Below are 24340 nucleotides of genomic sequence, written 5' to 3' on the forward strand. Positions count from 1 at the left end.
TCAGTCTGATGCCTTATGTCCTCCCCCTCACGGCCGTGAATTGTTAGGCTCGTGGTTTCGCCCATCCAAGAAGGAACATTCTTCTGGGTAGGGCGATGCTTTTGTATTCCCAGTACCGACGAGGAGCACCCTGTGACCCAGACCAGCGAGAACGTCACCTGGCTGACCCAGGAGGCGTACAACAAGCTCAAGGACGAGCTTGAGCACCTTACTGGTCCTGCGCGCACGGAGATCGCCGCAAAGATCGCCGCCGCGCGCGAGGAGGGCGACCTGCGCGAGAACGGCGGGTACCACGCGGCGAAGGAGGAACAGGGCAAGCAGGAGCTGCGCGTACGCCAGCTGACCCAGCTGCTGGAGAACGCCCAGGTCGGCGAGGCTCCCACGTCCACGGACGGCGCCGTCGCTCCCGGCATGGTCGTCACGATCGCCTTCGACGGTGACGAGGACGACACCCTGGAGTTCCTGCTCGCCTCCCGTGAGTACGCGAGCGCGGACATCGAGACGTACTCGCCGCAGTCCCCGCTCGGCGCCGGTGTCATCGGCCACAAGGTCGGCGAGGACGCGGAGTACGAGCTGCCGAACGGCAAGAAGGCCTCGGTCCGCATCATCAAGGCCGAGCCGTACTCGGGCTGAACGCAGCGTCTGAAGACGACGGCAGCGCCCCCGGAGTCCCCGCGACTCCGGGGGCGCTGTCATGGCCGGGGCCCTGTCATGGCCGGGGCCCTGTCACGCGGTCGCCGAGCGGTACTTGCGGACCGCGAGGGTGCGGAAGATCAGGATGATCAGGACCGAGTAGAGCAGGGACGCCCAGACCGGGTGTTCCATGGGCCAGGCGTGCGACGGGGACACGCCGGGGTTGGCGAACAGGACGCGGGCCGCCTGGACCGTGGCACTGAACGGGTTCCACTCCGCGATGTGGCGCAGCCACGGGGTCATGTGGCTGGTGTCCACGAACGCGTTGGAGATGAACGTCACCGGGAAGAGCCAGATCAGCCCGCCGGACGTGGCCGCCTCGGGGGTGCGCACGGACAGGCCGATCAGGGCGCCGACCCAGGTGAACGCGTATCCGAGCAGGAGCAGCAGGCCGAAGGCGGCGGCGACTCTGGCCGCGTTGGTGTCGCCGTCGGATCCGGTCCGCCAGCCGACCAGCAGGGCGACGACGGCCAGCACGAGCAGGGTGAGCGCGGTCTGCACGAGGTCGGCGAGGGTGCGCCCGGTGAGCACCGCGCCGCGCGCCATGGGCAGGGAGCGGAACCGGTCGATGAGGCCCTTGTGCATGTCGTCGGCGATGCCGACGCCGGAGCTGGCGGTGGCGAACGTGACCGTCTGGGCGAAGATGCCGGCCATCAGGAAGTTCTTGTAGTCGAGGGCGCTGGTGCTGCCGCCGATCTTCATGGAGCCGCCGAACACGTAGGTGAACAGCACCACGAACATGATCGGCTGGATCAGTCCGTAGATCACCATCTCGGGAATCCGGGACATGCGGATCAGATTCCGCTTGGCCACGATCAGTGAGTCGCGGACGGACCGGCCGAGGGGGTTGCCGGGGGCCGCGACGGGCGCGGTGTCGGTGACGGCACTCATTTGACGGTCTCCTTGTCCTTGCCGGCGCCCTTGCCGGCCTTTCTGCCGCCGGCCTTCGCCGCCTCGCCGTCCTCCTCGGCCTCCGCCTCGGCGACGTGCCCGGTCAGGGACAGGAAGACGTCGTCGAGGGTGGGACGGCGCAGTCCGATGTCGTCGATCTCGATGCCGCGGCTGTCCAGCTCCCGGATGACCTCGGCGAGGAGCTTGGCGCCGCCGGTGACGGGAACGGTGAGCTTGCGGGTGTGGTCCTCGACGGTGGTCTCGCCCTTGCCGAAGCCGGTGAGCACCTCCCGGGCGTCCGGGATGCGTTCACGCTCGTGCACCACGACCTCGACGCGCTCGCCGCCGGTGCGGGCCTTGAGCTGGTCGGAGGTGCCCTTGGCGATGACCCGGCCGTGGTCGACGACCGCGATGTCGTGTGCGAGGTGGTCGGCCTCTTCCAGGTACTGGGTGGTCAGCAGCAGCGTCGTGCCGCCGGAGACGAGCTGTTTGATGACCTCCCACAACTGCTGGCGGTTGCGGGGGTCGAGGCCCGTGGTCGGCTCGTCCATGAACATGACCGGCGGGGAGACCACGAGGGCGGCCGCGAGGTCGAGGCGGCGGCGCATGCCTCCGGAATAGGTTTTGGCGGGGCGGTCGGCGGCGTCCGCGAGGTTGAACTGGTCCAGGAGTTCGGCCGCGCGCTGCTTGGCCGCCTTCGCCCGCATCTGGTACAGCTGCCCGACCATCTGCAGGTTCTCGCGGCCGGTCAGGTATTCGTCGACCGCCGCGAACTGGCCGGAGAGGCCGATGGAGCGGCGGACCTCGTCGGGGTGCTTGAGCACGTCCACGCCCGCGACCACCGCCGTGCCGCTGTCGGGGCGCAGCAGGGTCGTCAGACAGCGGACGGCCGTCGTCTTGCCGGCGCCGTTGGGCCCCAGCAGGCCGAGGACGGTGCCCTCGGGGACATCGAGGTCCACGCCGTCCAGTGCCCTTACGTCACCGAAGGTCTTCACCAGGCCTTCGGCATAGATGGCGCCTGGCATGTGAGTTCTCCACGTCGTCGGGAATGGCGAATGTCAGGAATGGCGAGCGTTGGAAATGACGGATGACTGTGACTGCCGACACACCATAACGCGATGTATCGCGTCGCTCAATGGATTTTCTCGAACGAGTGACAGAGAGCTGTCCGGGCCCCGGTCCGGCGTCAGGCTCAGGCGATGACGGTGTAGCCCGCCTCGCGCAGCGCCTGGCCGACCTCCGTGCAGTGCGCGGGGCCCTTGGTCTCGAGGTGCAACTCCACCTCCGCCTCCGTGAGCCCGAGCCGGGGATCGGTCCGTACGTGGCTCACGTCGAGGACATTAGCGTCCACCACCGACAACACCCCGAGGAGCGTCGCGAGGGCGCCCGGCCGGTCGGTCAGCCGCAGCCGGACCGCCAGGTAGCGGCCCTGCGCGGTCATCCCGTGCCGCAGGACGCGCTGCATCAGCACCGGGTCGACGTTGCCGCCCGACAGCACCGCGACGACCGGCCCCGGAAAGGGCCCCGGCTCACCCAGCAGCGCCGCGACCGGACTCGCGCCGGCCGGCTCCACGACCAGCTTGGCCCGCTCCAGGCACAGCAGCAGCGCCGCCGCCAGCTGGTCCTCGCTGACCGTGCGCACCTCGTCGACCAGGGCGCCGACGATGTCGAACGGCACCCGACCGGGCCGGCCCACCTTGATGCCGTCCGCCATCGTCGTCGGGTTCGGCACCGCCACCGGGTGCCCGGCCGCCAGCGAGGGCGGGTACGCCGCCGCGCCCTCGGCCTGCACGCCGACGATCCGCACGTCCGGGCGCAGCGCCTTCACCGCGACCGCGATCCCGGCCGCGAGTCCGCCGCCCCCGATGCCGACGACGATCGTGCCCACCTCCGGGCACTGCTCCAGGATCTCCAGGCCGACCGTGCCCTGACCGGCGATGATGTCCGGGTGGTCGAAGGGGTGGATGAACACCGCGCCCGTCCGGTCCGCGTAGTCCTGCGCCGCGGCCAGCGTCTCGTCGACCACCTGGCCGTGCAGGCGCACGTCCGCGCCGTAGTCCCGGGTGGCACTGATCTTCGGCAGCGGTGCGCCCTTCGGCATGAACACCGTGGCGTGCACGCCGAACAGCGCGGAGGCCAGCGCCACACCCTGCGCGTGGTTCCCGGCGCTCGCCGCGACGACACCGGCGGCGCGCTCCTCGGGCAGCAGCCCGGCGATACGGACGTAGGCGCCGCGCAGCTTGAAGGAGCCGGTCCGCTGCAGGTTCTCGCACTTGAGGTGCACCGGTGTGCCGATGAGCTGCGAGAGGTGCCGGCTGCCCTCCATCGCGGTCATCCGCGACACGCCCGAGAGCATCTTCTGGGCTCCGCGCACATCGTCGAGGGTGACGGAACGCAAGGAGTGATCCGTGCCGTGGCTCATGACCCAAGTCTCCCAGTTCACGCCGGGACACGCCGGGTGTGACCAAGCTCCGAGACCGGTTCGCGCAGCGCCGGTACGGCCCGCGCCCGGGCCGCGTACCCTGTCCCCCAACCCAGCAGCCTTCATGAAGCGAGCCTCCGGCCATGCCCACAACACCTGAAATGTCGATGGACATGACGACCGTCGGTGATCCCGGTCTTCTCGACACCCTCCAGCACGAGGTGGCCCTGTTCGCCCGCCGCGCGGAACAGACCCGGCTCGGTGGCGTCGGACAGGTGCGCAACTCCATGGACCGCGCCGCCTACCTGCTGCTCAACCGCCTCGACAACGAGGGGCCGATGGGCGTCAAGGCGCTCGCCGCGAGCATGGGCATCGACTCCTCCACGGTCACCCGGCAGGTGGCGCCGCTGGTGGACAGCGGGCTCGTAAAGCGGACCTCGCACCCGGAGGACGGGCGTGCGGTGGTCCTCCAGCTGTCCCCGCGCGGGGAGGCCCGGCTGGAGGAAGTGCGCGCGTCGAGGCGTCAGTTGATGGCCGAGCTGACACACGACTGGGCACCGGAGGAGCGCGAACGGTTCTGCACGCTCCTGACGCGCTTCAACAGCGCGCTGTCCGCACGGATGGCGGTACCGGCGACGCAGCCGGCGGAGCGGCCGCAGGCTTCCTGAGCCCGCACCGCACTCCGCACTGCGGTCCGTCCCCCAGTCCGCACCGCCGCCCGCACCGCACAGGTGGGGTCCGAACTCTTGACCTCGCGCCGCGGCTGTCCTCATATGAGACGGGGTGCTGCGTCGTACGCGGTTCATCGGTCTCGTACCGGACAGGGCCCCGTCAAGGGGGAGAGCAGCGGTGCGTGATCGGCAGGCATACGGCAATGCCCGTCGGGCCCGGGAGTTCGAGGCGTTCGTCGCGGGCGCGGCCGGGCGGCTGCTGCACGCCGCCACCCTGCTCACCGCCGAGGCGCCGGACGGCAACCCGCGCGCGCGGCGCCTGCTGACGCTGTCCCTCGCCCACACCTACGCCTGCTGGGACCGGCTGCACGGCGAGGACCCGTACGACTGCGCCCGCCAGTACCTCGCGACCCGCTTCGCGCGCGGGACATGGCACCAGTACGGCGCCTTCGGCCGGGCCCGCCCGGATCCGCGCAGTCCGCTGGCGGCGCTGTCCCCGCAGGAGCGGCTCATCCTCGTCCTGCGCCTGTACGAGGGGGTCGCCGAGGAACAGACGGCCGCCCTGCTCGGCCTGCCCCAGGAACGCGTCCACACGCTCTGCGACCGGGCGACGGCGACCCTGCTGCACCCGAGGCGTACGGCACCCCCGCGCGCGGTGGGTACGAAGGTGGCACCGTCGTGAGGGCCCGGACCGGCCGGCGGGCCTGTCCCGGCAGGGGAGCCCGGCCCGGCAGAACGACGCGGCCGGTGCGGGACGGGAGGCACCGGTGAACCGCACGGAACGGGAGTCCGCCGCGCGGCGGATCATGGAGGGCGGGCACGCTGCGGTGCCGCCCGAGCTGTACGGCGACGCCGTCCGGCGCGGGGCGCGCATGCTGCGGCAGCGGCGGGCGGCCCGGCGTCTGCTGTGGCTGGTGCTGTGCGCGGCGGCCGTGGCGTTCACCGTCTGGGCGGTGTCGGCCCGGCCGTGGGTGGAGCCGCCGTCGCAGACGACCCCACCGATCACCGGCTGGTGAGCCGAGCCGTATCCACGGGCCGAGATCCACGGCCCGGGATCTACTGCCCGAGGGCCTGCTGCAGGTCCTCCAGCAGGTCGTCGGCGTTCTCGATGCCGACGGACAGCCGTACCAGGTCGCCCGGGACCTCCAGCGGCGAGCCCGCGGCGGACGCGTGCGTCATGCGGCCCGGGTGCTCGATGAGGGACTCCACACCACCGAGGGACTCACCGAGGGTGAAGACCTTGGCGCGGTTGCACACCTCGACGGCGGCCTGTTCGCCACCGGCGACGCGGAACGACACCATGCCGCCGAACGCCTTCATCTGCTTGGCGGCGACCTCGTGGCCGGGGTGGTCCGGCAGCCCCGGGTACAGCACGCTCGTCACGCGCGCGTGCCGGCTCAGCATGTCGGCGACCTTCGTGGCGTTCTCGCTGTGCCGGTCCATGCGCACCGCGAGCGTCTTGGTGCCGCGCAGCACCAGCCAGGAGTCGAAGGGGCCGGCGACCGCGCCCATCGCGTTCTGGTGGTAGGCCAGTTCCTCACCGAGCGCCTGGTCGGAGACGATCAGCGCGCCGCCGACCACGTCCGAGTGGCCGCCCATGTACTTGGTCAGCGAGTGCACGACGACGTCCGCTCCGAGCGACAGCGGCTGCTGCAGGTACGGCGTGGCGAACGTGTTGTCGACGACGAGCCGCACGCCCGCGTCGTGCGCGACCTGGGCGACGGCGGCGATGTCGGTGATGCCGAGCAGCGGGTTGGAGGGGGTCTCCACCCACACGGCCTTCGTCTTCGGGGTGATCGCGGCCCGCACGGCGGCGGGGTCGGTGGTGTCGGCGACGGACCACTCCACGCCCCACCGGGTGACGACCTTGGCGAAGAGGCGGAAGGTGCCGCCGTAGGCGTCGTTGGGGATGACCACGTGGTCGCCCGGACTGAGCAGCGTACGCAGCAGGGTGTCCTCGGCCGCCAGGCCGGACGCGAACGCGAGGCCGCGGCGGCCGCCCTCCAGCGCGGCGAGGTTCTCTTCCAGGGCGGTCCTGGTCGGGTTGGCGCTACGGCTGTACTCATAGCCGCCGCGCAGTCCGCCGACGCCGTCCTGCTTGTAGGTCGAGACCTGGTAGATCGGCGGGACGACCGCGCCGGTCTGGGGGTCCGCGGTGTTGCCCGCGTGGATCGCGAGGGTCTCGAAGTGCTGACTGATGTGCCTGTCGCTCATGAGCCCCGAGCGTAATGCTCCTGACGGCCGGATGACGGCCGACGGGCGTTTCCCGCCACACCGGCCCCGGCGGGCCGGCCCCGGCGGGCCGCTTGTCCTGGCCGCTTGTCCACAGGCCGATCGGGGAGTTGTCCACAGGCCGGCGGCGGGGTTGGCCAATTGTCGGTGGCGTCTGGTTCGCTGGACGCATGGCGATTCTCTGGGTGCTGATGGCCCTGCTCATGGTGGCCTTCGTGCTGTCCCCGATGCTGCGCGACCGCGTCCTGCGGTCCCCGCGCACCGGCGTCCGGCGGCGCGCGCTGGGTGCCGCGGTGCTGCGGCCGTACCGCTTCCGCGGCGGCCCCACCCCGCAGCAGGTCCCCCCGGGCCACCCGGACGCCGCCGACCCCGCGGCGTACGGCTTCATGCCCGAGGAGCTGCTGGACGTCCGGATGCCCGGCCCCGACGAGGAACTGCTGGCCGTCCTGGACGTGGTGCAGCGCACGCAGGACTACCGCCCGGCCGCCCGGTTGCTGGCCGGCACCGATGCCCGGGGCGAGCTGCGCTGGCAGCGTGTGCAGGCCCTGGCGGGAGCGGCGGCGCTGGAGCTGAAGCAGCGGCCGGGCGGAGTGCACGAGACGCCGGGCGGGCAGTGGCTGCGGGTGTGGCGGGCCGAGCAGCCCAAGGAGCCGGGCGGTGCCGCCGTACACGCGGAGTTCCTGGCACAGCACGCGTGGCGGACCTCGGCCCCGGACACGGAGGAGTTCCGGGTCATCATGGACGAGGCCAGGCAGGCATGCGCGCAGGCGGCGCTGCTGGCCCCCGGCGACCCGGTCCCGCACATCGTCGAACTGTCCGTCGCGCGCGGTCTCGCCGTCCCCAAGCCCGAGTTCGACGCGCTGTGGCTGCGGATCATCGACGTGGCCCCGCACCACATGGGCGCGCACCTCGCCGCGCTGCACTACTGGTGCGAGAAGTGGCACGGCTCGCGCGCGGAGGCGTACACCTTCGCGGAGACCGCCGCGGCCCGCGCCCCGCAGGGCTCCCCGCTCGCCGCCCTGCCCCTCTTCGCGGTCTTCGAGCACCTCCCCGAGGTGAACCTGGTCCGCGGCTTCTACCAGAGCGAGGTCGTCACCAAGGCGATGCACGGGGCGCTCCACGCCGTGCACGCGGCGGACCAGGACGGCGCGGACGGCCCGGTCGGCGCAGACGGCCAGGAGGACCCGACGCTCGCGCACGTCCGCCACCTGCTGATCTTCTTCCTGGTCGCCGCCGAGCGCTGGGCCGAGGCCATGGGCCAGCTGATACATGTGGACGGCCATGTCGGCGCGCTGCCCTGGACGCTGTCCGAGGACCCGGCCGCGGACTTCGCGTTCTACCGCGCGCTGGCGGTGGCGGGCTACGAGTCCAACGGCGGCACCCCCGTGCCCCGCCCGGCCTGAACGGACGCACCCCGCTCCGGCCGGTACGCCGACCGGAATGCGCGGCCCGCCCCGGACGTTGTACGACTCGGCACCGCGAGCCCGCGACCAGCCGCCCGCACCTCGCACGACAGGGAGTCCTCATGCTCTTCGGCCGCACGCCCCAGCTGCCCTCGCCCGAGCAGGCGCTCAAGGGCCGGCCCACACCCGGGTACGAGGTCCCCGACCGGCACACCGTCCTCGGCAACCCCCTCCTCGGCCCCTACCCCGAGGGCCTGGAGACCGCCGACTTCGGCCTGGGCTGCTTCTGGGGCGCCGAACGCAAGTTCTGGCAGCTCCCGGCGGGCGTGTGGACGACGCTGGCCGGCTACCAGGGCGGCCACACCGAGAACCCGACCTACGAGGAGGTCTGCTCGGGCCTCACCGGCCACACGGAGGTCGTCCGCGTGGTCTACGACCCCCGCCAGATCTCCTACGACCGGCTGCTGAAGACCTTCTGGGAGTCCCACGACCCGACCCAGGGCTTCCGCCAGGGCAACGACGTCGGCACCCAGTACCGCTCGGCGATCTACACCCACACGCCCGCCCAGGCAGCCACCGCCGAAGCGTCCCGCGCCGCCTACCAGCAGGTCCTCACCGCCTCCGGCCACGGCACGATCACCACGGAGATCCTCCCGGCGGCCGACCGCCCCTTCTACCCGGCGGAGCCCTACCACCAGCAGTACCTGGACAAGAATCCCGCGGGCTACTGCGGCATCGGGGGCACGGGGGTGTCCTGCCCTATCGGCGTGGCTCCAGCCGAGGGCTGACACGGGTGGACTGCCGAATCGCTTCTGCCTCACTCGTTGGAGCGGTGGGGCGGCGCATCCGCCCGTTAGCCTGAGACGCGGCATCAGAATCACGCCCATGGGAGCAGCCATGACCACCTCCGCCGCTGGGCAGCCACTCATCCCCCAGCCGCCTGCCACGGTCGCCGCGCTGCGGCAGGCCATCAGTCAGATCGCGCCTGCCGCACTGCCGGCCTTCACCCGGGAACTGGACCAGGCGGCCGACCAGGCCCGGCAGGGATCCGATCTGGCGCCGCTGCAGCGGTTCATCGCCCAGTGGGCCGTCTACGTCCACATCCAGCGACGGCCCGACCTGGCGGCGGACTTCCGCCACTGGGAGCAGACGGCCGCGTCCGGCGATGCCGCCCAGACACGGCAGGCGGCTTCCGAGATCGGGCGCATCCTGGACGAGGCCCACGCGGCCCTCGGCATCCCGGCGCGGTGAGCACGGACTGGCGCTGGGAGTACGACCCCGATCACGACCACGTCGCGGGAGGCGTCCCCGCCCATGTGGTGGCGGAGGTGGAGCGTCTGGCAGGACAGCTCGTCGATCTCGCGAGCACGGGCATCGACGTCAGTGACCTCGGAAACGGCCCCCGCCCCGGCGGGCTGCGGCGCATGGATGCCGCGGGCGGGTGGTTCTACTTCCTGGTGGCCCCGCGCGATCCGCTGATCATCGTGGTCCGCATCGTTCCGCCGTTCGACGCGCTGTAAGGCCGCACGCCAAGACCCGCCGATGGCGGGCCTTGGCGTGCCGGGTGGCGTGCCGGCCGGCGGCCTCCGTTCAGATCGTCGCCGTGTCGATCACGAAGCGGTAGCGGACGTCGCTGTCGAGGACTCGCTCGTACGCCTCGTTGATCTGGTCGGCGCGGATCAGTTCGATCTCGGCGCCGATGCCGTGCTCGGCGCAGAAGTCCAGCATCTCCTGGGTTTCGCGGATGCCGCCGATGCCGGAGCCGGCGAGGGTCTTGCGGCCGCCGATCACCGAGAACAGGTTGAGGGAGACCGGCTCCTCGGGGGCGCCGACGTTCACCAGGGCGCCGTCCGTCCTGAGCAGCGACAGGAACGCGCCGAAGTCCAGCGGCGCGGAGACCGTCGAGAGGATCAGGTCGAACGTGCCGCGCAGCTCCTCGAAGGTCTTCGGGTCACTGGTGGCGTAGTAGTGGTCGGCGCCCAGCTTCAGGCCGTCGTCCTTCTTGCGCAGCGACTGGGAGAGGACGGTGACCTCCGCGCCCATCGCGTGCGCGATCTTGACGCCCATGTGGCCGAGGCCGCCCAGGCCGACGATCGCGACCTTCTTGCCGGGGCCGGCGTTCCAGTGGCGCAGCGGGGAGTACGTGGTGATGCCCGCGCACAGCAGCGGCGCGGCCACGTCCAGGGAGAGTCCGTCCGGGATGCGCAGGACGTAGTTCTCGTCGACGACGACCTTCTCCGAGTAGCCGCCGTAGGTGGGCTCGCCGTCCTTGCCGACGGCGTTGTAGGTGCCGACGCCGCCGCCCAGGCAGTACTGCTCCAGCCCCTTGCGGCAGTTCTCGCACTCGCGGCAGGAGTCGACCAGGCAGCCGACGCCCACCCGGTCGCCGACGGCGAACTTGGTGACGCCGCTGCCGACCGCCGAGACGACGCCCGCGATCTCGTGGCCGGGGACCATCGGGAAGATCGCCTCGCCCCAGCCCTCGCGGGCCTGATGGATGTCGGAGTGGCAGATGCCGGCGAACTTGATGTCGATCAGGACGTCGAACTCGCCGACCGCGCGCCGCTCGATGGTCGTCCGCTCCAGCGGGGCCTTCGCGGCGGGCGCGGCGTATGCAGCAACAGTGGTCATGCGGGGGGTTCTCCTAGCAGTGGTCGTGTCCCCGGACCGGCTGGTGTCCGGCCGGGTACGGCGTCCAGCCTGCCGGGCCGGGCGTACGGCACCCAGACCACGCCTTTGCGTACGACCGCCGTGCCTACCACTGGCGGGGTCAGGGACGTGATCGTAGGACCGGGGGCGACCGTGAATACTGGAAGCATGGACGAACAGCCGGAAGCCGTGGCCGCAGCCTCCGCCGGCCGGCCCCTGGACCGGCGGGCCGAGCTGAGCGAGTTCCTGCGCAGCCGCCGGGCCCGGCTGAAGCCGGAGGACGTGGGGCTGCCGGACTTCGGCCGGCACCGCCGGGTGCCGGGGCTGCGCCGGGAGGAACTGGCGCAGCTGGCCGGGGTGTCGGTGGCGTACTACACGCGCCTGGAGCAGGGCAACGGCCGTAACGTCTCGGCGGAGATCCTCGACTCCATCGCCCGCGCGCTGCGCCTGACGGACGCCGAGCACGCCCATCTCACCCACCTGGCCAAGCCGAAGGAGCACAAGAAGAAGCCGGCGGCCCGGCAGCAGCAGGTGCGGGCCTCGCTGCGGCAGCTGCTGGACACGCTGGACGGTGTGCCGGCGTACGTCGCCGGGCGCCGTGCGGAGATCCTGGCGTGGAACAGGATGGCGGCCGCGGTCTTCGGTGACTGGTCGGAGCTGCCGGCCGGCGAGCGGAACTGGGCGCGGCTGGTGTTCCTGAAGCCGGAGTACCGGGAGCTGTACGTCGACTGGGAGCAGAAGGCGATCGACATCGTCTGCGCGCTGCGCATGGACGCCGGCTGCTATCCCGACGACCCGCGGCTGTCCGCCCTGGTGGGCGAACTCTCGGTCAAGAGCGAGGAGTTCCGCCGGCTGTGGGCGACGCACGACGTGAAGGAGAAGAGTCACGGCGTGAAGCGCCTGAACCACCCCCTGGTCGGCGAACTGTCCCTGAGCTACGAGACGTTCAGGGTCGCGGACGACGCCGACCAGGCGCTGATCACGTACCACGCGGAACCCCACTCCCCCTCCGCCGAGGCGCTGCGCCTCCTGGCCAGCTGGGGCACGGACGCGACCCGCGCCGTCCTGTCGCCGTAAGGGGTCCGCGCGGCCGTGACACGCGGGGGTGTCAGGTGCCCGCGTTCTCCTTGACCGTGATCCGACCCTTGCGGAGGGTGGCCAGGCGTGGGGCCTTCTTCGCGAGCGCGGAGTCGTGGGTGACCATGATGAAGGTCAGCCCCTGTTCCTTCCAGAGGCGTTCGAGTACGTCCATGATCTCGTCGCGCGTGGATTCGTCGAGGTTGCCGGTCGGTTCGTCGGCGAGCAGCACCTTGGGGCGTTTGACGAGGGCACGGGCTATCGCGACGCGCTGCTGCTGCCCTCCGGACATCTCGGAGGGCAGGTGGGCGCGGCGCTCGCCGAGGCCGACGGAGTGGAGGGCCTCGGCGGCGAGTTCGCGCCGTTCCTTCGCCTTGATGCCGAGCGGTACGAGGGCCGTCTCGACGTTCTCCTGGGCGGTGAGGGTCGGGATGAGGTTGAAGGACTGGAAGACGAAGCCGATGTTCTCGCTGCGGACGCCGGTCAGCCGGGCCTCGCTCAGCTTGGTCAGGTCGGTCCCGTCGAGGACGACCTCGCCCGAGGTGGGGCGGTCCAGAGCGCCGAGCATCTGGAGGAGGGTGGACTTGCCGCCGCCCGTGGGGCCCTGGATGACGAGCCGGTCGCCGTCGGGGATGGTGAGGGTGACGTCGTCGAGGGCGCGGATGGTGTCCTTGCCCCGGGTGTAGTGCTTGGTCACGTGGGTGAGTTCGTACATGGTGACTCCGGGATGTTCGGGGGCGGCGGTGCGGTGCGGATGGTGCGGGGGTGCCGGTCCGTCAGCCCCCAAGGGGTGCGGGGTGCCGGTCCGTCGGCCCCACACGGGTGTCGGCGTGCTCTACTCCACCCGCCGCAGCGCGTCCGCCGGCCTCAGGCGGGACGCGCGCCAGCCGCCGAACGCGCCCGCGATCAGGCCGCCGGCCACCGCCAGGGACACCGCGAGGACGATCGTCGTAGCGCTGACCGGGGCGGTGAGGGCGACCTCCAGGGTCTTCGCCGCCGCCCGGCGGCCCGCGCCGCCGAAGCCGCCGCCACCCCCGAAGCCGCCGCCACCGAAGCCTCCGCCGGAACCGCCGGAGCCACCGCCCAACTGCGCTTGCAGCGTGGGGCTGACGGCCGTCACCGCGTAGGCGCCCGCCAGTCCCAGCGCGATGCCCAGAGCTCCGCCGAGGAGGCCGTTGACCATGGCCTCGCCGGCCACCTGGCGGGTCACCCGGCCCGAACGCCAGCCCAGCGCCTTGAGCGTGCCGAACTCGCGGACCCGGCGGGAGACCGCGGAGGAGGTGAGGAGACCGGCGACCAGGAAGGCGGCCACGAGGACGGCGAGGGACAGCCAGGTGCCGACCTTGGTGGCGAGCGAGGAGGCCGTGGAGAGGGAGCCGGAGACGGTCTTGGCTAGGTCGGAGGACGTGGTGACCGTCGTACCGGAGACGTTCTTCTGGATGGCGCTCTTCACGGCGTCGATCTTCTGGGAGTCGGTCGCCTTGACGTAGATCGTGGTGACCTTGTCCTTCTGGCCGGCCAGGGTCTGCGCCTGCTTCAGCGGGATGTACAGGTTGGCCGCCGGGTCGCCGCTGTCGGCGGTCGCGATGCCGACGACCTTGAACGTGGTGCCCTTGACGGTGACCGTCGAACCGACCTTGTACTTCTTCTGCTTGGCGTACGCCGAGTCCGCCACGGCCACCTTGGCGTTCGTCTCACCGGTCGTGAAGGTACGGCCGCTGGTGATCTTCGAGGAGGTCAGCGGGCCGAGGGCGGTCTTGGTGACGTCGGTGCCGAACACCGAGTAGGAGTTGACGTCGAAGTCGGCGCCGCCGCCCTTGACCTCGCCCTGCGGTGCCCCTGAGCCGCCGCCGCGCCGGAAGCCGCCGGAGCCCTTGTCCTGCTGGAACCGGCCGCGGGTGAACTGCCCGTTGACCTTGAGCACGTTGAGGCTGAGCCCGCCGACCGCCGAGGCGACGCCCTGCTGGCCGGCGACCTTGGCGACGGTCGAGGAGGCGAGCGTGGTGAACCCCTGCACCATGACCCGGTCGCTGCTCTGCTTCGAGGTGTCGCCGTCGCCGCGCGCGTCGAAGCGGAAGCGCGGCCGCTGGGCGGTGCCGGTGTCCGAGGCGGCGGCCTTGGTCACCGTCATGTCGGTGCCCAGGCCGTACAGCGACTTCAGGACCGTGTCCTGGGCCTTGCCCATGCCGTCGGACACGGAGCTGACGACGATGACGAGGGCGATGCCCAAGGCGAGACCGGAGGCGACGACGAAGGCCGCTTTTCTACGGCGGCGCAGTTCGCGCCTCAGGTAGGTGAAGAACATGCGCCGCAAGCTAGGCGCGGCGCGTGATGGCTCGATAAGCCGCCCATAAGAGGAGCATGAGAAGCCCGTGAACGGCCCCGTACACGGCGGTGCCGCCCCTGGGGCAGGGGCGGCACCGGTGACGCGCTGTCGGTCAGACGGCCGAACCGGCCTTCCACTGGGCCCAGTCCATGTTCCAGCCGTTCAGGCCGTTGTCCGGGGAGACGGTCTTGTCGCCGGTGTTCTGGACGACGACGACGTCACCGACGAGCGAGTGGTCGTAGAACCAGGCGGCCGGGGTGTTCGGGTCCTTCGCGCCCTTGGCGTCCTGCAGGCCGACGCAGCCGTGGCTGGTGTTGACGTTGCCGAACACGGAGGGGGCGCCCCAGTAGTTGCCGTGGATGAAGGTGCCGGACGTGGTCAGGCGCATGGCGTGGGGGACGTCCTTGATGTCGTACTCGCCCTTGCCGTCGTCGTCGGTGAAGCCGACCGTGGCGCCGTTCATCCGGGTCTGCTTGAACTTCTCCGAGATCACCATCTGGCCCTCGTAGGTGGTGTGCTCGGGGGCGCCGGCGGAGATCGGGATGGTCTTGACGACCTTGCCGTCCTGCGTGACCTTCATCTGCTTGGTCTTCGCGTCGACGTACGAGACCTGGTTGCGGCCGATGTGGAAGGTGACCGTCTTCTGCTGGACGCCGTAGACGCCGCTCGCGCCCTCGACGCCGTCGAGGTTCAGCTTCAGCGTGACGGTGGAGCCTTCCTTCCAGTACGCCTCGGGGCGGCAGTCCATGCGGTTGGCGTTGAACCAGTGGCAGACGACCTCCTGGCCGCTGCTGGAGGTGACGGTGACGCCCTTCTGCACGGCCGCCTTGTTGGTGATCGCCTTGTCGAAGTTGATCGACACGGGCATGCCCACACCCACGGTGGTGCCGTTGTCCGGGGTGTAGGTGCCTATGAAGCTGTTGGCCGGGGAGACCGTGGTGAAGGAGGCGTTCTCGTGGGCGACGAGGCCCTTGGAGTCCTTGGCCTCGGCGGCGACCTTGTAGGTGGTCGAGCGCTCCAGCTGCGTGCCGGGCTTCCAGCTGGTGTGGTCGGCGGAGAAGGTGCCCGTGACGGCCTTGCCGTTCTCGGTGGTCATCGTCACGGCGGTGAGCGTGCCCTTGGCGACCTTGACCGCCGCGGAGTTGTTGATCGAGGCGTTGTCCGAGCCGTCCTTGGGCGTGATCGTGATCTGCGCCTCGGAGGACTTCTTGGCCGCCGCCTCGTCGACCTTCGCCTGCGAGGTGTCGCCGGTACCACTGCCCGACGCCTTCGCGTCGCCGTCGGAACAGGCCGAGAGCACCAGCACACCGCCGAGCAGTGCGGACGCGGCCATCAGGCCCCTGCGCCGCTTACTGTCCGTCATCACAAGCTTCTCCATAGTTGCCGAGTCGCGATTAACCCCGAGAGCCCCGTCAAGAACCTTCAACGCTACGGCCGGCGCGCCCCGTTCCCCAGAGCGTGGATCTGTGGGACACACCACGTCCGCCGGGGCGGAGGGTGCCGCATGCCGGGATCGCTCCGGCCTGGGTCGCCCCGGCCTGGATCGACTCCGGTCTGGATCGCTCCGGTCGCGCGCTGGTCGTACGCCCCCTGTGACGACGAGACCCCGGACGGCGGCCGCCGTCCGGGGTCAGGGGGTTCCCCGCGGAAGCTCAGCCGATGCCGTCGTCTTCTTCGTCGTCGTCCTCCCCATCATCGCCGTCGAGGTCCCAGTCGGGCGAGTCCGGGTCGTACTCGATGTGCTCGCTCGACCAGGACGCCTGCTGGAGTTCCACCCCGGGCACCTCGCTGACCAGGTCGAACGGGTCCACGAGGTAGGCCAGCGCCTCCGCGGTGTCTTCCGTCACAGCGCCCTCGGCCTGGGTGCGCTCCTCCGCCGGCAGCTCGGGGTCGGCGGCGAGCCGGCGCAGCGCGGCCTTGGCCACCTCGTCCTGGTCGTGTACTTCGAGGACCAGCTCCACGCGAAGCCGTACAAAGCGTGATGTCTCTGGTGTGCTCATGGCGCGAGCGTACGACTGAAACCTCTCGTGACTTTCCTGTGACCCGCGACTTTCACTAACATCGCCCCACACGGCCAATTCGCCAGCGTCACAAGGGGATCGATATTCCGTGTCATCCGTTCGCCGTCCGCTGCTGACCGCCACCGCCGCGGGCGCCCTGCTGTCCGCCCTGTGGTTCGTCCCGTCCGCCAACGCCTCGCAGGACGCCCCGGCGAGGACGACGACGTCGGCGTACGCCGGCTCGCAGGCGACGCGGCAGGCCAGAGTGGTGTCGGCGGCCACGACCGAGCACGCGCGGACGGCTCCGGAGAGCCCCGGCCTGGCCGACACCGGCAGCGTGGACACCACGCCGTACGTCGTCGGCGGCAGCCTGTTCCTCGCCGTGGGCGCCGGGTTCGTCGTGTATTCGGTACGGCGTGAACGGCTCGGTTTTTAATCCGGCTTGACGATCCTTTGACAGGGAACGCATAGTCCGCCCATGAAGAGATCATCGGGTGGGCGGCTGTGCGCCACCGCGGTCGTGGGAGCGCTGTCGCTCGCCCTCGTCACGGGCTGTTCCGATTCGGGTTCGAAGGACTCCGGGGACGGTAAGGGCGGCTCGGCGGCGGCCAAGCCGGCCGCGAAGGCTCTGAGCGCCGTGGAACTGAAGAAGCTGATCATCGCCAAGGGCGAGGTGAGCGGGTACAAGGTAGGGCCCGTCGAGGGCGGCGTCCCGGCGCGCGACAAGGTCAAGGCCGACGACGCCAAGTGCCGGCCGCTGCTCTACACGCTCACCGGCATCGCGCCGGGCGACCCGGCGGCCGAGACCGACCGCATGGCCCAGCAGGACAAGAAGGACCCCACCGACGACGCGACGTCCATGGCCGACCTGGCCGACGGCACGTTCGAGGACGCGATCAACAAGTCGATGATCCTGAACACCGCGGTGGTCACCCTCGCCTCGTACGACGGGGACGGCGCCGAGCGGGCCCTGAGCTCGGTGTCCGACGCGGTCAAGGCGTGCGCGGGCGGCTTCGGCGGCGTCCGGGAGGGCGACAGGACCACGTTCACCAAGGTCGCCGAGGAGAAGACCTCGGGCACGGGCGACGCCGCCGTGGCGTTCGCCGCGACCAGCGACCTGGGCGACGGGGACACCGGGCCCGTGCACGTCGAGGTCGTGCGGCACGGGAACACCCTCGCGCTGTACACGACGATCAACATCGGCGCGATGATGGCGAAGAAGCCCTATTCGGTGCCGGCCGTCGTGGTCAAGGCGCAGGCCGCCAAGCTGAAGTGACGCGAGAACCGTAGGAACACGAGAAGGGGGCGCCGCCCGTCACCGGGGGCGCCCCCTTCTCCTGTGGACGCGCGTTACCGCAGCGGCCCGGTGACGCTCTCCGCCGCGGCGACCAGGTGCCCGCCGCGGACGAACGCGTCGGCGGCGGCCAGGTCGGGCGCGAGGAACCGGTCGGGCCCGGGGCCCTGCACACCGGCGCCCCGTACGGCGGCGATCACGGCCTGCGAGGCGGGGGCCGGGGTCAGCCCCTCGCGCAGCTCGACGGCGCGGGTGGCGGCGTACAGCTCGACGGCGATGATCCGGGTGAGGTTGTCCACGGCGGTGCGCAGCTTGCGGGCGGCGGACCAGCCCATGGACACGTGGTCCTCCTGCATGGCGGAGGACGGGATGGAGTCCGCGGAGGCGGGTACGGCGAGCCGCTTCATCTCGCTGACCAGCGCGGCCTGCGTGTACTGGGCGATCATCAGCCCGGAGTCCACGCCGGCGTCGTCGGCGAGGAACGGCGGCAGCCCGTGCGAGCGGTTCTTGTCGAGCAGCCGGTCGGTGCGCCGCTCGGCGATGGAGCCGAGGTCGGCGGCGGCGACGGCGAGGAAGTCCAGGACGTAGGCCACGGGAGCGCCGTGGAAGTTGCCGTTGGACTCCACGCGCCCGTCGGGCAGCACCACGGGGTTGTCGACGGCGGAGGCCAGCTCGCGCTCGGCGACGGTCCGGGCGTGGGCCATGGTGTCGCGGCCGGCGCCGGCGACCTGCGGGGCGCAGCGCACCGAGTAGGCGTCCTGGACGCGGGGCGCGTCGTCCTGGTGGTGCCCGGTGAGCTGGGAGCCGTCGAGCACGGCGAGCATGTTGGCGGCGGAGGCGCCCTGGCCCGGGTGCGGCCGGATGGCGTGCAGTTCGGGCGCGAGCACCTTGTCGGTACCGAGCAGCGCCTCCAGCGACAGGGCGGCGGTGATGTCGGCGGACTTGTAGAGGGTGTCGAGGTCGGCGAGGGCCATGACCAGCATGCCGAGCATGCCGTCGGTGCCGTTGAGAAGGGCGAGCCCCTCCTTCTCGCGCAGTTCGACGGGCTGGATGCCGTGCTCGGCGAGCAGCTCACCGGCGGGCCGTACGACCCCGTCGGGGCCCTCGGCGTCGCCCTCGCCCATCAGCGTGAGGGCGCAGTGGGAGAGCGGGGCGAGGTCGCCGGAGCAGCCGAGGGAGCCGTACTCGTGCACGACGGGGGTGATCCCGGCGTTCAGCACGTCGGCCATGGTCTGCGCGACCTCGGGCCGCACCCCGGTGTGGCCGGAGCAGACGGTCTTCAGGCGAAGGAACATCAGGGCCCGTACGACCTCGCGCTCGACGCGCGGTCCCATGCCGGCGGCGTGCGAGCGGACGATGTTGCGCTGCAGCTGGGCACGGAGTTCCTGGCTGATGTGCCGGGTCGCCAGGGCGCCGAAACCGGTGGAGACGCCGTAGACCGGGTCCGGCTTGGCCGCCAGGGCGTCCACGATCTCGCGGGCCGCCGCGAGGGCCGCGACGGCCTCCGCCGACAGCTCGATACGGGCGCCGCCGCGCGCCACGGCGAGAACGTCGGACGCGGTGACCCCGGACGTCCCCACCACCACAGTGTGCATATTCATATTCAGGAGCGTACGCATTGAATGCCCTGATGTCACTAGTGGTGCGCGGGAGCACCCCTTACCGCACCTGTGCTTCGGCTCACGGCCGGCGCCCCCGGAACCGCCGCCGCTCGGGCCGGGCGGGCGCCGGCTCGTCCGGTGAGGGCTCGTCGGCCAACCGTACGACCGGGTCGTCCGGCCCCTCCCTACCGGCCACGACCGGCCGGTCCGCACGCATGGCCTTGGCCCGGTACTGGGCGGCGTCCGCGAGCCGGAACAGCCGCCGGGCCGAGGGCACCGGGCCGATCGCGTCCTCGGTCGAGGCGACCCCGCACGCCACGCCCTCTCCCAGTTCCAGCTCCGCGGCCCGGCGGCACAGCTCGTCGGCCGCCTTGACCACGTCGTCGGCGGGCGGCCCCACCGCGAGCAGACAGAACTCGTCCCCACCGAGCCGGGCCGACAGGGCCCCCGGCACCATCGCCCCGCACAGCGACAGCACCGACCCGAACCGCTCCAGGAGCCGGTCGCCGACCTCGTGACCGTGAGTGTCGTTGACCCGCTTGAGCCCGTTGAGGTCACAGACCACCAGACTCACCACGACCCCCTCGGCCCGGTGCCGCTCGATGGCCTCGTCCAGGCAGGTGTCGACACAGCGGCGGTTGGCCAGACCGGTGAGGGCGTCGGTGTAGGCCAGCCGGCGGGCCTCCTCCAGCCGCTCGGTCTGCGCGAGACCGGCGGCGACGACGGAGGCGAGCACGGTGGCGAAGTCGGCGTCGCGCGGCCGGAACACGGCGGCGCCGACCGGACGGGCCACGTACAGCTCGCCCCAGGCCCGCCCGTGCAGCACGACCGGCGCGACGACGCAGCAGCCCCGGCCGCGCCGGCGCAGGGCGGCGACCCGCTGGTGGAAGTAGCCGGGGGTGCCGGCGGCGGGCCCCTCGGCAGTCTCCACCCAGGCGTTCGGCTCACCCCCGCCCGCCCACCGCTCGTGCAGGAACTCGGTGATCTCCGGGAACTGGTGCACCGGATAGGCCTCGGCCTCCGGGAACTCCTCCTCGTCCACGGCCCGGTCCCCCACGTTCACCAGGACCCGCAGCCGCCCCAGCTCCCGCTCCCACACCGACAGCGCCGCGAAGCTGCCGTCCAGCGCCCGGCACGCGCCCAGCGCGGCGGCCCGCCACGACTCCCGCGGAGTGTGTGCCGCCGCCATCCCCTGCGCCAGCGCCACCACGGCGGCGAGCCGCTTTTCCTCACCCATCACCCCAGATTAGGGAGAAATCGGCTGATTTGAGTCATTGCGACTGCACCCAGATGGCCACGATCCATGCCGCACCATCCACGCCCGCTTGAGAGAATTCACCCCTGATTCACACCTAAGAGTGAATAACTGGATGATTGTCCACACCCACCCCCCGCCCCTGCGATGTCCTGAGGCCACCGGACGGCCAGGCATCCCGGAAAACCTCTCGGAACCTCTCAGGCATCTCGAAACCTCTCAGAACAGGGAGCAGGGGGAACATGCGCGTCTTCGTTCTCTGCGCATGGCTGCTGACCGCGGCCCTCGGCGGCTACCTCGCCGCCGTATGGATCCGCCACGGCGGCCTCAGACAGCGCACACCGGGCGTGACCCGACTACCGCTGTGGCTGGTGCTCGGCCACGTGGCGCTCGCCGTGGCCGGACTGCTCGCCTGGACGGCGTTCCTCCTGGGCGGGGTGCGCGGCTCGGCGTGGGCGGCCTGCGCGGTGGTCCTCATCGTCGCCGCGTTCGGCTTCATGATGCTGCTGCGCTGGCTGCCCAGCTCCGGCCGCCACTCGCAGGACGGGGCCACGGCGGAACGTCACTTCCCGCTCACCGCGGTGGTCGCCCACGGCACGAGCGCGGGCGCCACGGTCCTGCTGGTCCTCCTGGTGGTCCTGGGCAGGACCTGACCTCACTCCCCGGGCCACTCCGGCTTCCGCTTCTCGTTGAACGCGGCCACACCCTCGGCCCGGTCCCCGGAGAACGCCACCGACCGCCACGCCGCGTCCTCGACGTCGAGCCCGGCCCGCAGATCGAGCCCGTGCCCCAGCCGCAGCGCCCGCTTGGCGGCCCGCAGCCCCACCGGCGAGTTCCCGGCGATGCGCGCACCCAGCGCCAGCGCCTCCTCCCGGTCGAGCCCCTCCTCGACCAGCACGTCGACGAGCCCCAGCGCACGAGCCTCCTCGCCCTCAACTCGCCGGGCGGAGAAGATCAGCTCGGCAGCGCGAGCGGCCCCCACTCGGCGGGGCAGCAACTGCGTCCCCCCACCCCCGGGAATCACCCCCACCGACACCTCGGGCAGCCCCACCACGGCCGTACGGTCGGCCACGATCAGATCGCAGGACAGCGCCAGCTCGAACCCGCCGCCCAGCGCGAACCCGTGCACGGCGGCGATCGTCGGCATCGGCAGCTCCAGCACCCCGGTGTACGCACCCCGGGCCACCGGCCGCTGCCGCACCAGATCGGCGTCACTGAACGAGTTCCGCTCCTTCAGGTCCGCACCCACACAGAAGGCCCGCTCGTGGGACGACGTCAGTACGACGACCCGCGCGTCCCGGTCGGCGGCCAGCGCGGCACACGCGGCCGAGAGCGAGCGGGCCATCTCCGTCGACACGGCGTTCATGGCCTTGGGCCGGTCCAGCACCAGCTCCGCCACGTGCCCGTGCCGCCGCACCAGCACGAACTCCCCGAACCGCTCCTCGCTCATGACACCCTCCGGTTAACGCGTGTTAACAAATCGACGGCCATCATCGCAGTCACCCCGGCCTCGACGGAAGAGCCACCACCCCACCCTCCCTACGCCCGTTCGAGTGACATCCGGCCGACTCGCCCCACCCCGCCCAGACAACCGCATAACGTGCGCTGCGCCAGGGGAGGGACGGTATGACGCCAATAGCCACAAACACACCGGAGCCACAGCCCACGGACGGGCGCGGCCGCCACCGCAAGCCCCGCCCGCGCAAGGTCCTGCTGGCGGCCGGCGGGCTGGCCCTGGCAGCAGGGGTACTGAGCCTGGTCCGCCTCTCACCCGACTCCGGAGTGGGCGCCCCCGGCACAGCGGCGGCGGAACCCCGCCTCACCCCGGGCACCACGGAAACGGAAGCGCCGCCCAGCACCCCACCCACGAGCGCCACCCCGACGGCGCCGCCGACCTCGACGTCCCCGATGGGCGGCAGAATCACCCCACCCCCACCACACCCCACCCAAACGCCCGCAGAACCGCAGGCACAGGCCACCCCACCCCCGTATCCCACAACAACCCCCCACGGGGCGATCCACCCGGCCCCCACACCACCACCCGCACAAGACCACGAGCCGCCCCACACACACCCGGCTCCGCACCCGACCACCACCCCAAGCCCGCAGCCGGCCGCCACCCCACCCCCCAAGGACCAGGGCGGGATCTGCCTACCGGTAGTCGGCCTGTGCGTGGGCCCACTGGGCCGGGGTTAGGCAGGGGCCCTATGCGTCGGCCTCGCGGCGGTTGAGGAGCCAGGGCTCGACAACGCCCAGCCCGCGAACGGGTCGCTGCCACATCGGCTGGAGGGCGAACCGGTACGTCGGCGGCTCCTCCCCCTCCTTCTCCGCGGCGGCCGCGGCCTCGGCGGCCTCCGCCTCCGAGGCAGGCGCCTCACCCGTCCGGGTCAGCTCCTCGGCGAACGCGCTGTCCACGAGCACGGCGTCCCGTGGCGCTATCGAGGTCAGCCGGGACGCGAGGTTGACAGTCGTACCGAAGACGTCGCCCATCCGCGTGGTCACGGTCCCGAACGCCATGCCCACCCGCAGCTCCGGCATGGTCTCGTCATGGGCCATGGTCTCGACCAAACGCAGCGCGATGTCAGCGGCCGTACCGGCGTCGTCGGCGGCGTACAGCACCTCGTCACCGAGGGTCTTGATCAGCCGCCCGCCCCGCGCCGCGACAAGATCCGCGGCGGTGGTCTCGAACGCCTCGACCAGCTCGCCGAGCTCCTCCTCCTCCATCCGCCGGGTCAGCCGGGTGAACCCCACGAGGTCGGCGAAGCCGACGGCCAGCCGCCGGTCGACCATCTCCTCGTCGTCACCGGTCTGCACGACCCGCCCGGCCGACGCGGCGAGCTGGCGCCGCCAGACGTAGACGAGGAACTCCTCCAGCTCGGGAAGCAGCAGCTCGACGATCGGATACGTCACCTCGGTCCGGGTCATGCCCGGCTCGGGAGGCTCGGTCAGCCCTTCGAGAAAGGAATCGATCTGCCATTCGGCCAACCGGGCGGTGGTCTGCCCGGTCGACCGGGCCACCTGCACCGCCATGGCCTCGCTGAGCAGCCCCGCCTCGACGAGACCGGCCAGGCGCCGCAGGGCGAGCACGTCCGCTTCCGTCAGCGCTTTGGCCTGCCCGATGTCGGCGAAGCCCATCGCCCGCCAGAAGCGGGAGGCCAGCTCCATGGAGACACCGGCGCTGCGGGCCGCCTGAAAGGGGGTGTAGCGCCGCTCGGCACCCAGGATGAGCTGTTCGAGACGCAGCGCGAGGGGGTCCTCGCCGGACTCGGCGGCCTCCGGGTCAACCCGGTCGCCCTCACCGGAGCCCGTGTCGTCGACGGTCACGCCTGCTGCCCTTCCGATCTGCCACGGTCAGTTATCGACCGGCCTCAACTCTACGGCAGGTGTGCGCCAGCTCACTCCTGCGGGGCCGCGCCGCCACAACTCCCCTCACCCAAAGAACGCAGGCTCCCCGCGCCCCCGAGCGGGGCTGCAGCAGTGCGCGAAACCCCACAGCGCCGTACCAGCCTGCCGGCCGGTGGGGGCTTCTCGCGCAGTTCCCCGCGCCCCTTGGCGGGGTTGCAGCCCTGTCGGCCAAACAGTGCTCGAAGCACCGCAGCGGCGTACCAGGCTGCCCGCCGGTGGGGGCTTGTCGCGCAGTTCCCCGCGCCCCTTGGCGGAGTTGCGGGACCGTGGGCCGAACAGGGGGCGGGAAGGCGCTCGCGGCGGGGAGGGGGCGGGGCGGGGGGTGTCTGCCCGCAGGGTTGGCGCGTCAACGCCCTCGCTTTTGAACACCCGATTTCGCGCCGTTCCGAGGACGGACACCCCCCGACCCGACCCCGCACCC

General features: G+C 71.5%; 25 protein-coding genes. 12 read left to right on the forward strand and 13 right to left on the reverse strand.

Annotated elements, in window-relative coordinates; translation table 11 throughout:
• Positions 1-132 precede the first annotated feature (132 nt).
• A complete protein-coding gene (greA, locus tag DBP14_RS11465; RefSeq protein WP_129307135.1) occupies positions 133-633 on the forward strand; it encodes a transcription elongation factor GreA in 501 nt (166 codons plus the stop codon).
• A gap of 93 nt (positions 634-726) precedes the next feature.
• On the opposite strand, the gene DBP14_RS11470 is transcribed toward greA, so the two are convergent.
• The 3 genes from DBP14_RS11470 to ilvA all read right to left on the reverse strand — a co-directional run bounded on the left by DBP14_RS11470 (position 727) and on the right by ilvA (position 4006).
• Entirely contained in the window at positions 727-1584 is an 858-nt protein-coding gene (locus tag DBP14_RS11470; RefSeq protein WP_129307136.1) for an ABC transporter permease, read from the reverse strand.
• The gene (locus tag DBP14_RS11475; RefSeq protein WP_129307137.1) at positions 1581-2609 is read right to left on the reverse strand and encodes an ATP-binding cassette domain-containing protein; all 1029 of its coding nucleotides are present in this window, start codon (positions 2607-2609) and stop codon (positions 1581-1583) included. Before DBP14_RS11475 ends, DBP14_RS11470 begins: the two co-directional genes overlap by 4 nt.
• A 167-nt stretch (positions 2610-2776) precedes the next feature.
• Positions 2777-4006 (reverse strand): threonine ammonia-lyase, encoded by a 1230-nt coding sequence (ilvA, locus tag DBP14_RS11480; RefSeq protein WP_129307138.1) that lies wholly within the window; start codon positions 4004-4006, stop codon positions 2777-2779.
• A gap of 161 nt (positions 4007-4167) precedes the next feature.
• Here ilvA and DBP14_RS11485 point away from each other — a divergent pair, with 161 nt between their 5' ends.
• The 3 genes from DBP14_RS11485 to DBP14_RS11495 all read left to right on the forward strand — a co-directional run bounded on the left by DBP14_RS11485 (position 4168) and on the right by DBP14_RS11495 (position 5693).
• Positions 4168-4674 (forward strand): MarR family transcriptional regulator, encoded by a 507-nt coding sequence (locus DBP14_RS11485; RefSeq protein WP_206739442.1) that lies wholly within the window; start codon positions 4168-4170, stop codon positions 4672-4674.
• 181 nt (positions 4675-4855) lie between these two features.
• Positions 4856-5359 (forward strand): sigma factor-like helix-turn-helix DNA-binding protein, encoded by a 504-nt coding sequence (locus DBP14_RS11490; protein WP_129307139.1) that lies wholly within the window; start codon positions 4856-4858, stop codon positions 5357-5359.
• An 85-nt stretch (positions 5360-5444) separates the two neighbouring features.
• Complete coding sequence (locus DBP14_RS11495; protein ID WP_129307140.1) at positions 5445-5693, forward strand: hypothetical protein; 249 nt, start codon at positions 5445-5447, stop codon at positions 5691-5693.
• Between the two features lie 40 nt (positions 5694-5733).
• On the opposite strand, the gene DBP14_RS11500 is transcribed toward DBP14_RS11495, so the two are convergent.
• Positions 5734-6891, reverse strand: coding sequence for a cystathionine gamma-synthase (locus tag DBP14_RS11500; RefSeq protein WP_129307141.1), 1158 nt, complete (start codon positions 6889-6891; stop codon positions 5734-5736).
• A 188-nt stretch (positions 6892-7079) separates the two neighbouring features.
• On the opposite strand from DBP14_RS11500, the gene DBP14_RS11505 reads away from it, so the two are divergent.
• The 4 genes from DBP14_RS11505 (at position 7080) to DBP14_RS11520 (ending at position 9832) form a co-directional block, all read left to right on the forward strand.
• Entirely contained in the window at positions 7080-8312 is a 1233-nt protein-coding gene (locus DBP14_RS11505; RefSeq protein WP_129307142.1) for a hypothetical protein, read from the forward strand.
• Positions 8313-8434: 122 nt separating this feature from the next.
• Complete coding sequence (msrA, locus tag DBP14_RS11510) at positions 8435-9100, forward strand: peptide-methionine (S)-S-oxide reductase MsrA (protein ID WP_129307143.1); 666 nt, start codon at positions 8435-8437, stop codon at positions 9098-9100.
• 109 nt (positions 9101-9209) lie between these two features.
• A complete protein-coding gene (locus DBP14_RS11515) occupies positions 9210-9563 on the forward strand; it encodes a DUF6247 family protein (RefSeq protein ID WP_129311798.1) in 354 nt (117 codons plus the stop codon).
• Positions 9560-9832, forward strand: a complete 273-nt coding sequence (locus DBP14_RS11520; protein ID WP_129307144.1) for a hypothetical protein — start codon at positions 9560-9562, stop codon at positions 9830-9832. Before DBP14_RS11515 ends, DBP14_RS11520 begins: the two co-directional genes overlap by 4 nt.
• Before the next feature lie 70 nt (positions 9833-9902).
• Here DBP14_RS11520 and DBP14_RS11525 read toward each other — a convergent pair whose 3' ends face one another.
• A complete protein-coding gene (locus DBP14_RS11525; protein WP_129307145.1) occupies positions 9903-10943 on the reverse strand; it encodes an NAD(P)-dependent alcohol dehydrogenase in 1041 nt (346 codons plus the stop codon).
• 186 nt (positions 10944-11129) lie between these two features.
• On the opposite strand from DBP14_RS11525, the gene DBP14_RS11530 reads away from it, so the two are divergent.
• On the forward strand, positions 11130-12038 hold the full coding sequence (locus DBP14_RS11530; protein WP_129307146.1) for a helix-turn-helix transcriptional regulator: 909 nt from the start codon (positions 11130-11132) through the stop codon (positions 12036-12038).
• A 31-nt stretch (positions 12039-12069) separates the two neighbouring features.
• Here DBP14_RS11530 and DBP14_RS11535 read toward each other — a convergent pair whose 3' ends face one another.
• The 4 genes from DBP14_RS11535 to DBP14_RS11550 form a co-directional block, all read right to left on the reverse strand.
• Positions 12070-12753, reverse strand: coding sequence for an ABC transporter ATP-binding protein (locus tag DBP14_RS11535; RefSeq protein WP_129307147.1), 684 nt, complete (start codon positions 12751-12753; stop codon positions 12070-12072).
• Positions 12754-12873: 120 nt separating this feature from the next.
• Positions 12874-14343 carry an ABC transporter permease gene (locus DBP14_RS11540; RefSeq protein WP_129307148.1) on the reverse strand — a complete coding sequence of 490 codons (1470 nt, stop codon included), beginning with the start codon at positions 14341-14343 and terminating at the stop codon, positions 12874-12876.
• 133 nt (positions 14344-14476) lie between these two features.
• Positions 14477-15727 carry an Ig-like domain-containing protein gene (locus DBP14_RS11545; protein ID WP_129307149.1) on the reverse strand — a complete coding sequence of 417 codons (1251 nt, stop codon included), beginning with the start codon at positions 15725-15727 and terminating at the stop codon, positions 14477-14479.
• A 289-nt stretch (positions 15728-16016) separates the two neighbouring features.
• Positions 16017-16364 (reverse strand): hypothetical protein, encoded by a 348-nt coding sequence (locus tag DBP14_RS11550; RefSeq protein ID WP_129307150.1) that lies wholly within the window; start codon positions 16362-16364, stop codon positions 16017-16019.
• 109 nt (positions 16365-16473) lie between these two features.
• On the opposite strand from DBP14_RS11550, the gene DBP14_RS11555 reads away from it, so the two are divergent.
• Positions 16474-16800: an LAETG motif-containing sortase-dependent surface protein gene (locus DBP14_RS11555; RefSeq protein ID WP_129307151.1), complete on the forward strand. Its 327-nt coding sequence runs from the start codon at positions 16474-16476 to the stop codon at positions 16798-16800.
• Between the two features lie 42 nt (positions 16801-16842).
• Entirely contained in the window at positions 16843-17640 is a 798-nt protein-coding gene (locus DBP14_RS11560; protein ID WP_129307152.1) for a hypothetical protein, read from the forward strand.
• Between the two features lie 74 nt (positions 17641-17714).
• On the opposite strand, the gene hutH is transcribed toward DBP14_RS11560, so the two are convergent.
• Positions 17715-19253, reverse strand: coding sequence for a histidine ammonia-lyase (gene hutH, locus DBP14_RS11565; RefSeq protein ID WP_129311799.1), 1539 nt, complete (start codon positions 19251-19253; stop codon positions 17715-17717).
• An 85-nt stretch (positions 19254-19338) separates the two neighbouring features.
• Positions 19339-20496: a sensor domain-containing diguanylate cyclase gene (locus DBP14_RS11570; RefSeq protein WP_129307153.1), complete on the reverse strand. Its 1158-nt coding sequence runs from the start codon at positions 20494-20496 to the stop codon at positions 19339-19341.
• 260 nt (positions 20497-20756) lie between these two features.
• On the opposite strand from DBP14_RS11570, the gene DBP14_RS11575 reads away from it, so the two are divergent.
• A complete protein-coding gene (locus DBP14_RS11575; RefSeq protein ID WP_129307154.1) occupies positions 20757-21167 on the forward strand; it encodes a hypothetical protein in 411 nt (136 codons plus the stop codon).
• Between the two features lie 2 nt (positions 21168-21169).
• On the opposite strand, the gene DBP14_RS11580 is transcribed toward DBP14_RS11575, so the two are convergent.
• Both DBP14_RS11580 and DBP14_RS11590 read right to left on the reverse strand, forming a co-directional pair.
• Positions 21170-21964 (reverse strand): enoyl-CoA hydratase-related protein, encoded by a 795-nt coding sequence (locus DBP14_RS11580; protein WP_129307155.1) that lies wholly within the window; start codon positions 21962-21964, stop codon positions 21170-21172.
• A 755-nt stretch (positions 21965-22719) separates the two neighbouring features.
• Positions 22720-23838, reverse strand: a complete 1119-nt coding sequence (locus DBP14_RS11590; RefSeq protein WP_129307156.1) for an adenylate/guanylate cyclase domain-containing protein — start codon at positions 23836-23838, stop codon at positions 22720-22722.
• Positions 23839-24340 lie beyond the last annotated feature (502 nt).

The sequence above is a fragment of the Streptomyces sp. L2 genome, assembly GCF_004124325.1.
Lineage (GTDB): Bacteria > Actinomycetota > Actinomycetes > Streptomycetales > Streptomycetaceae > Streptomyces.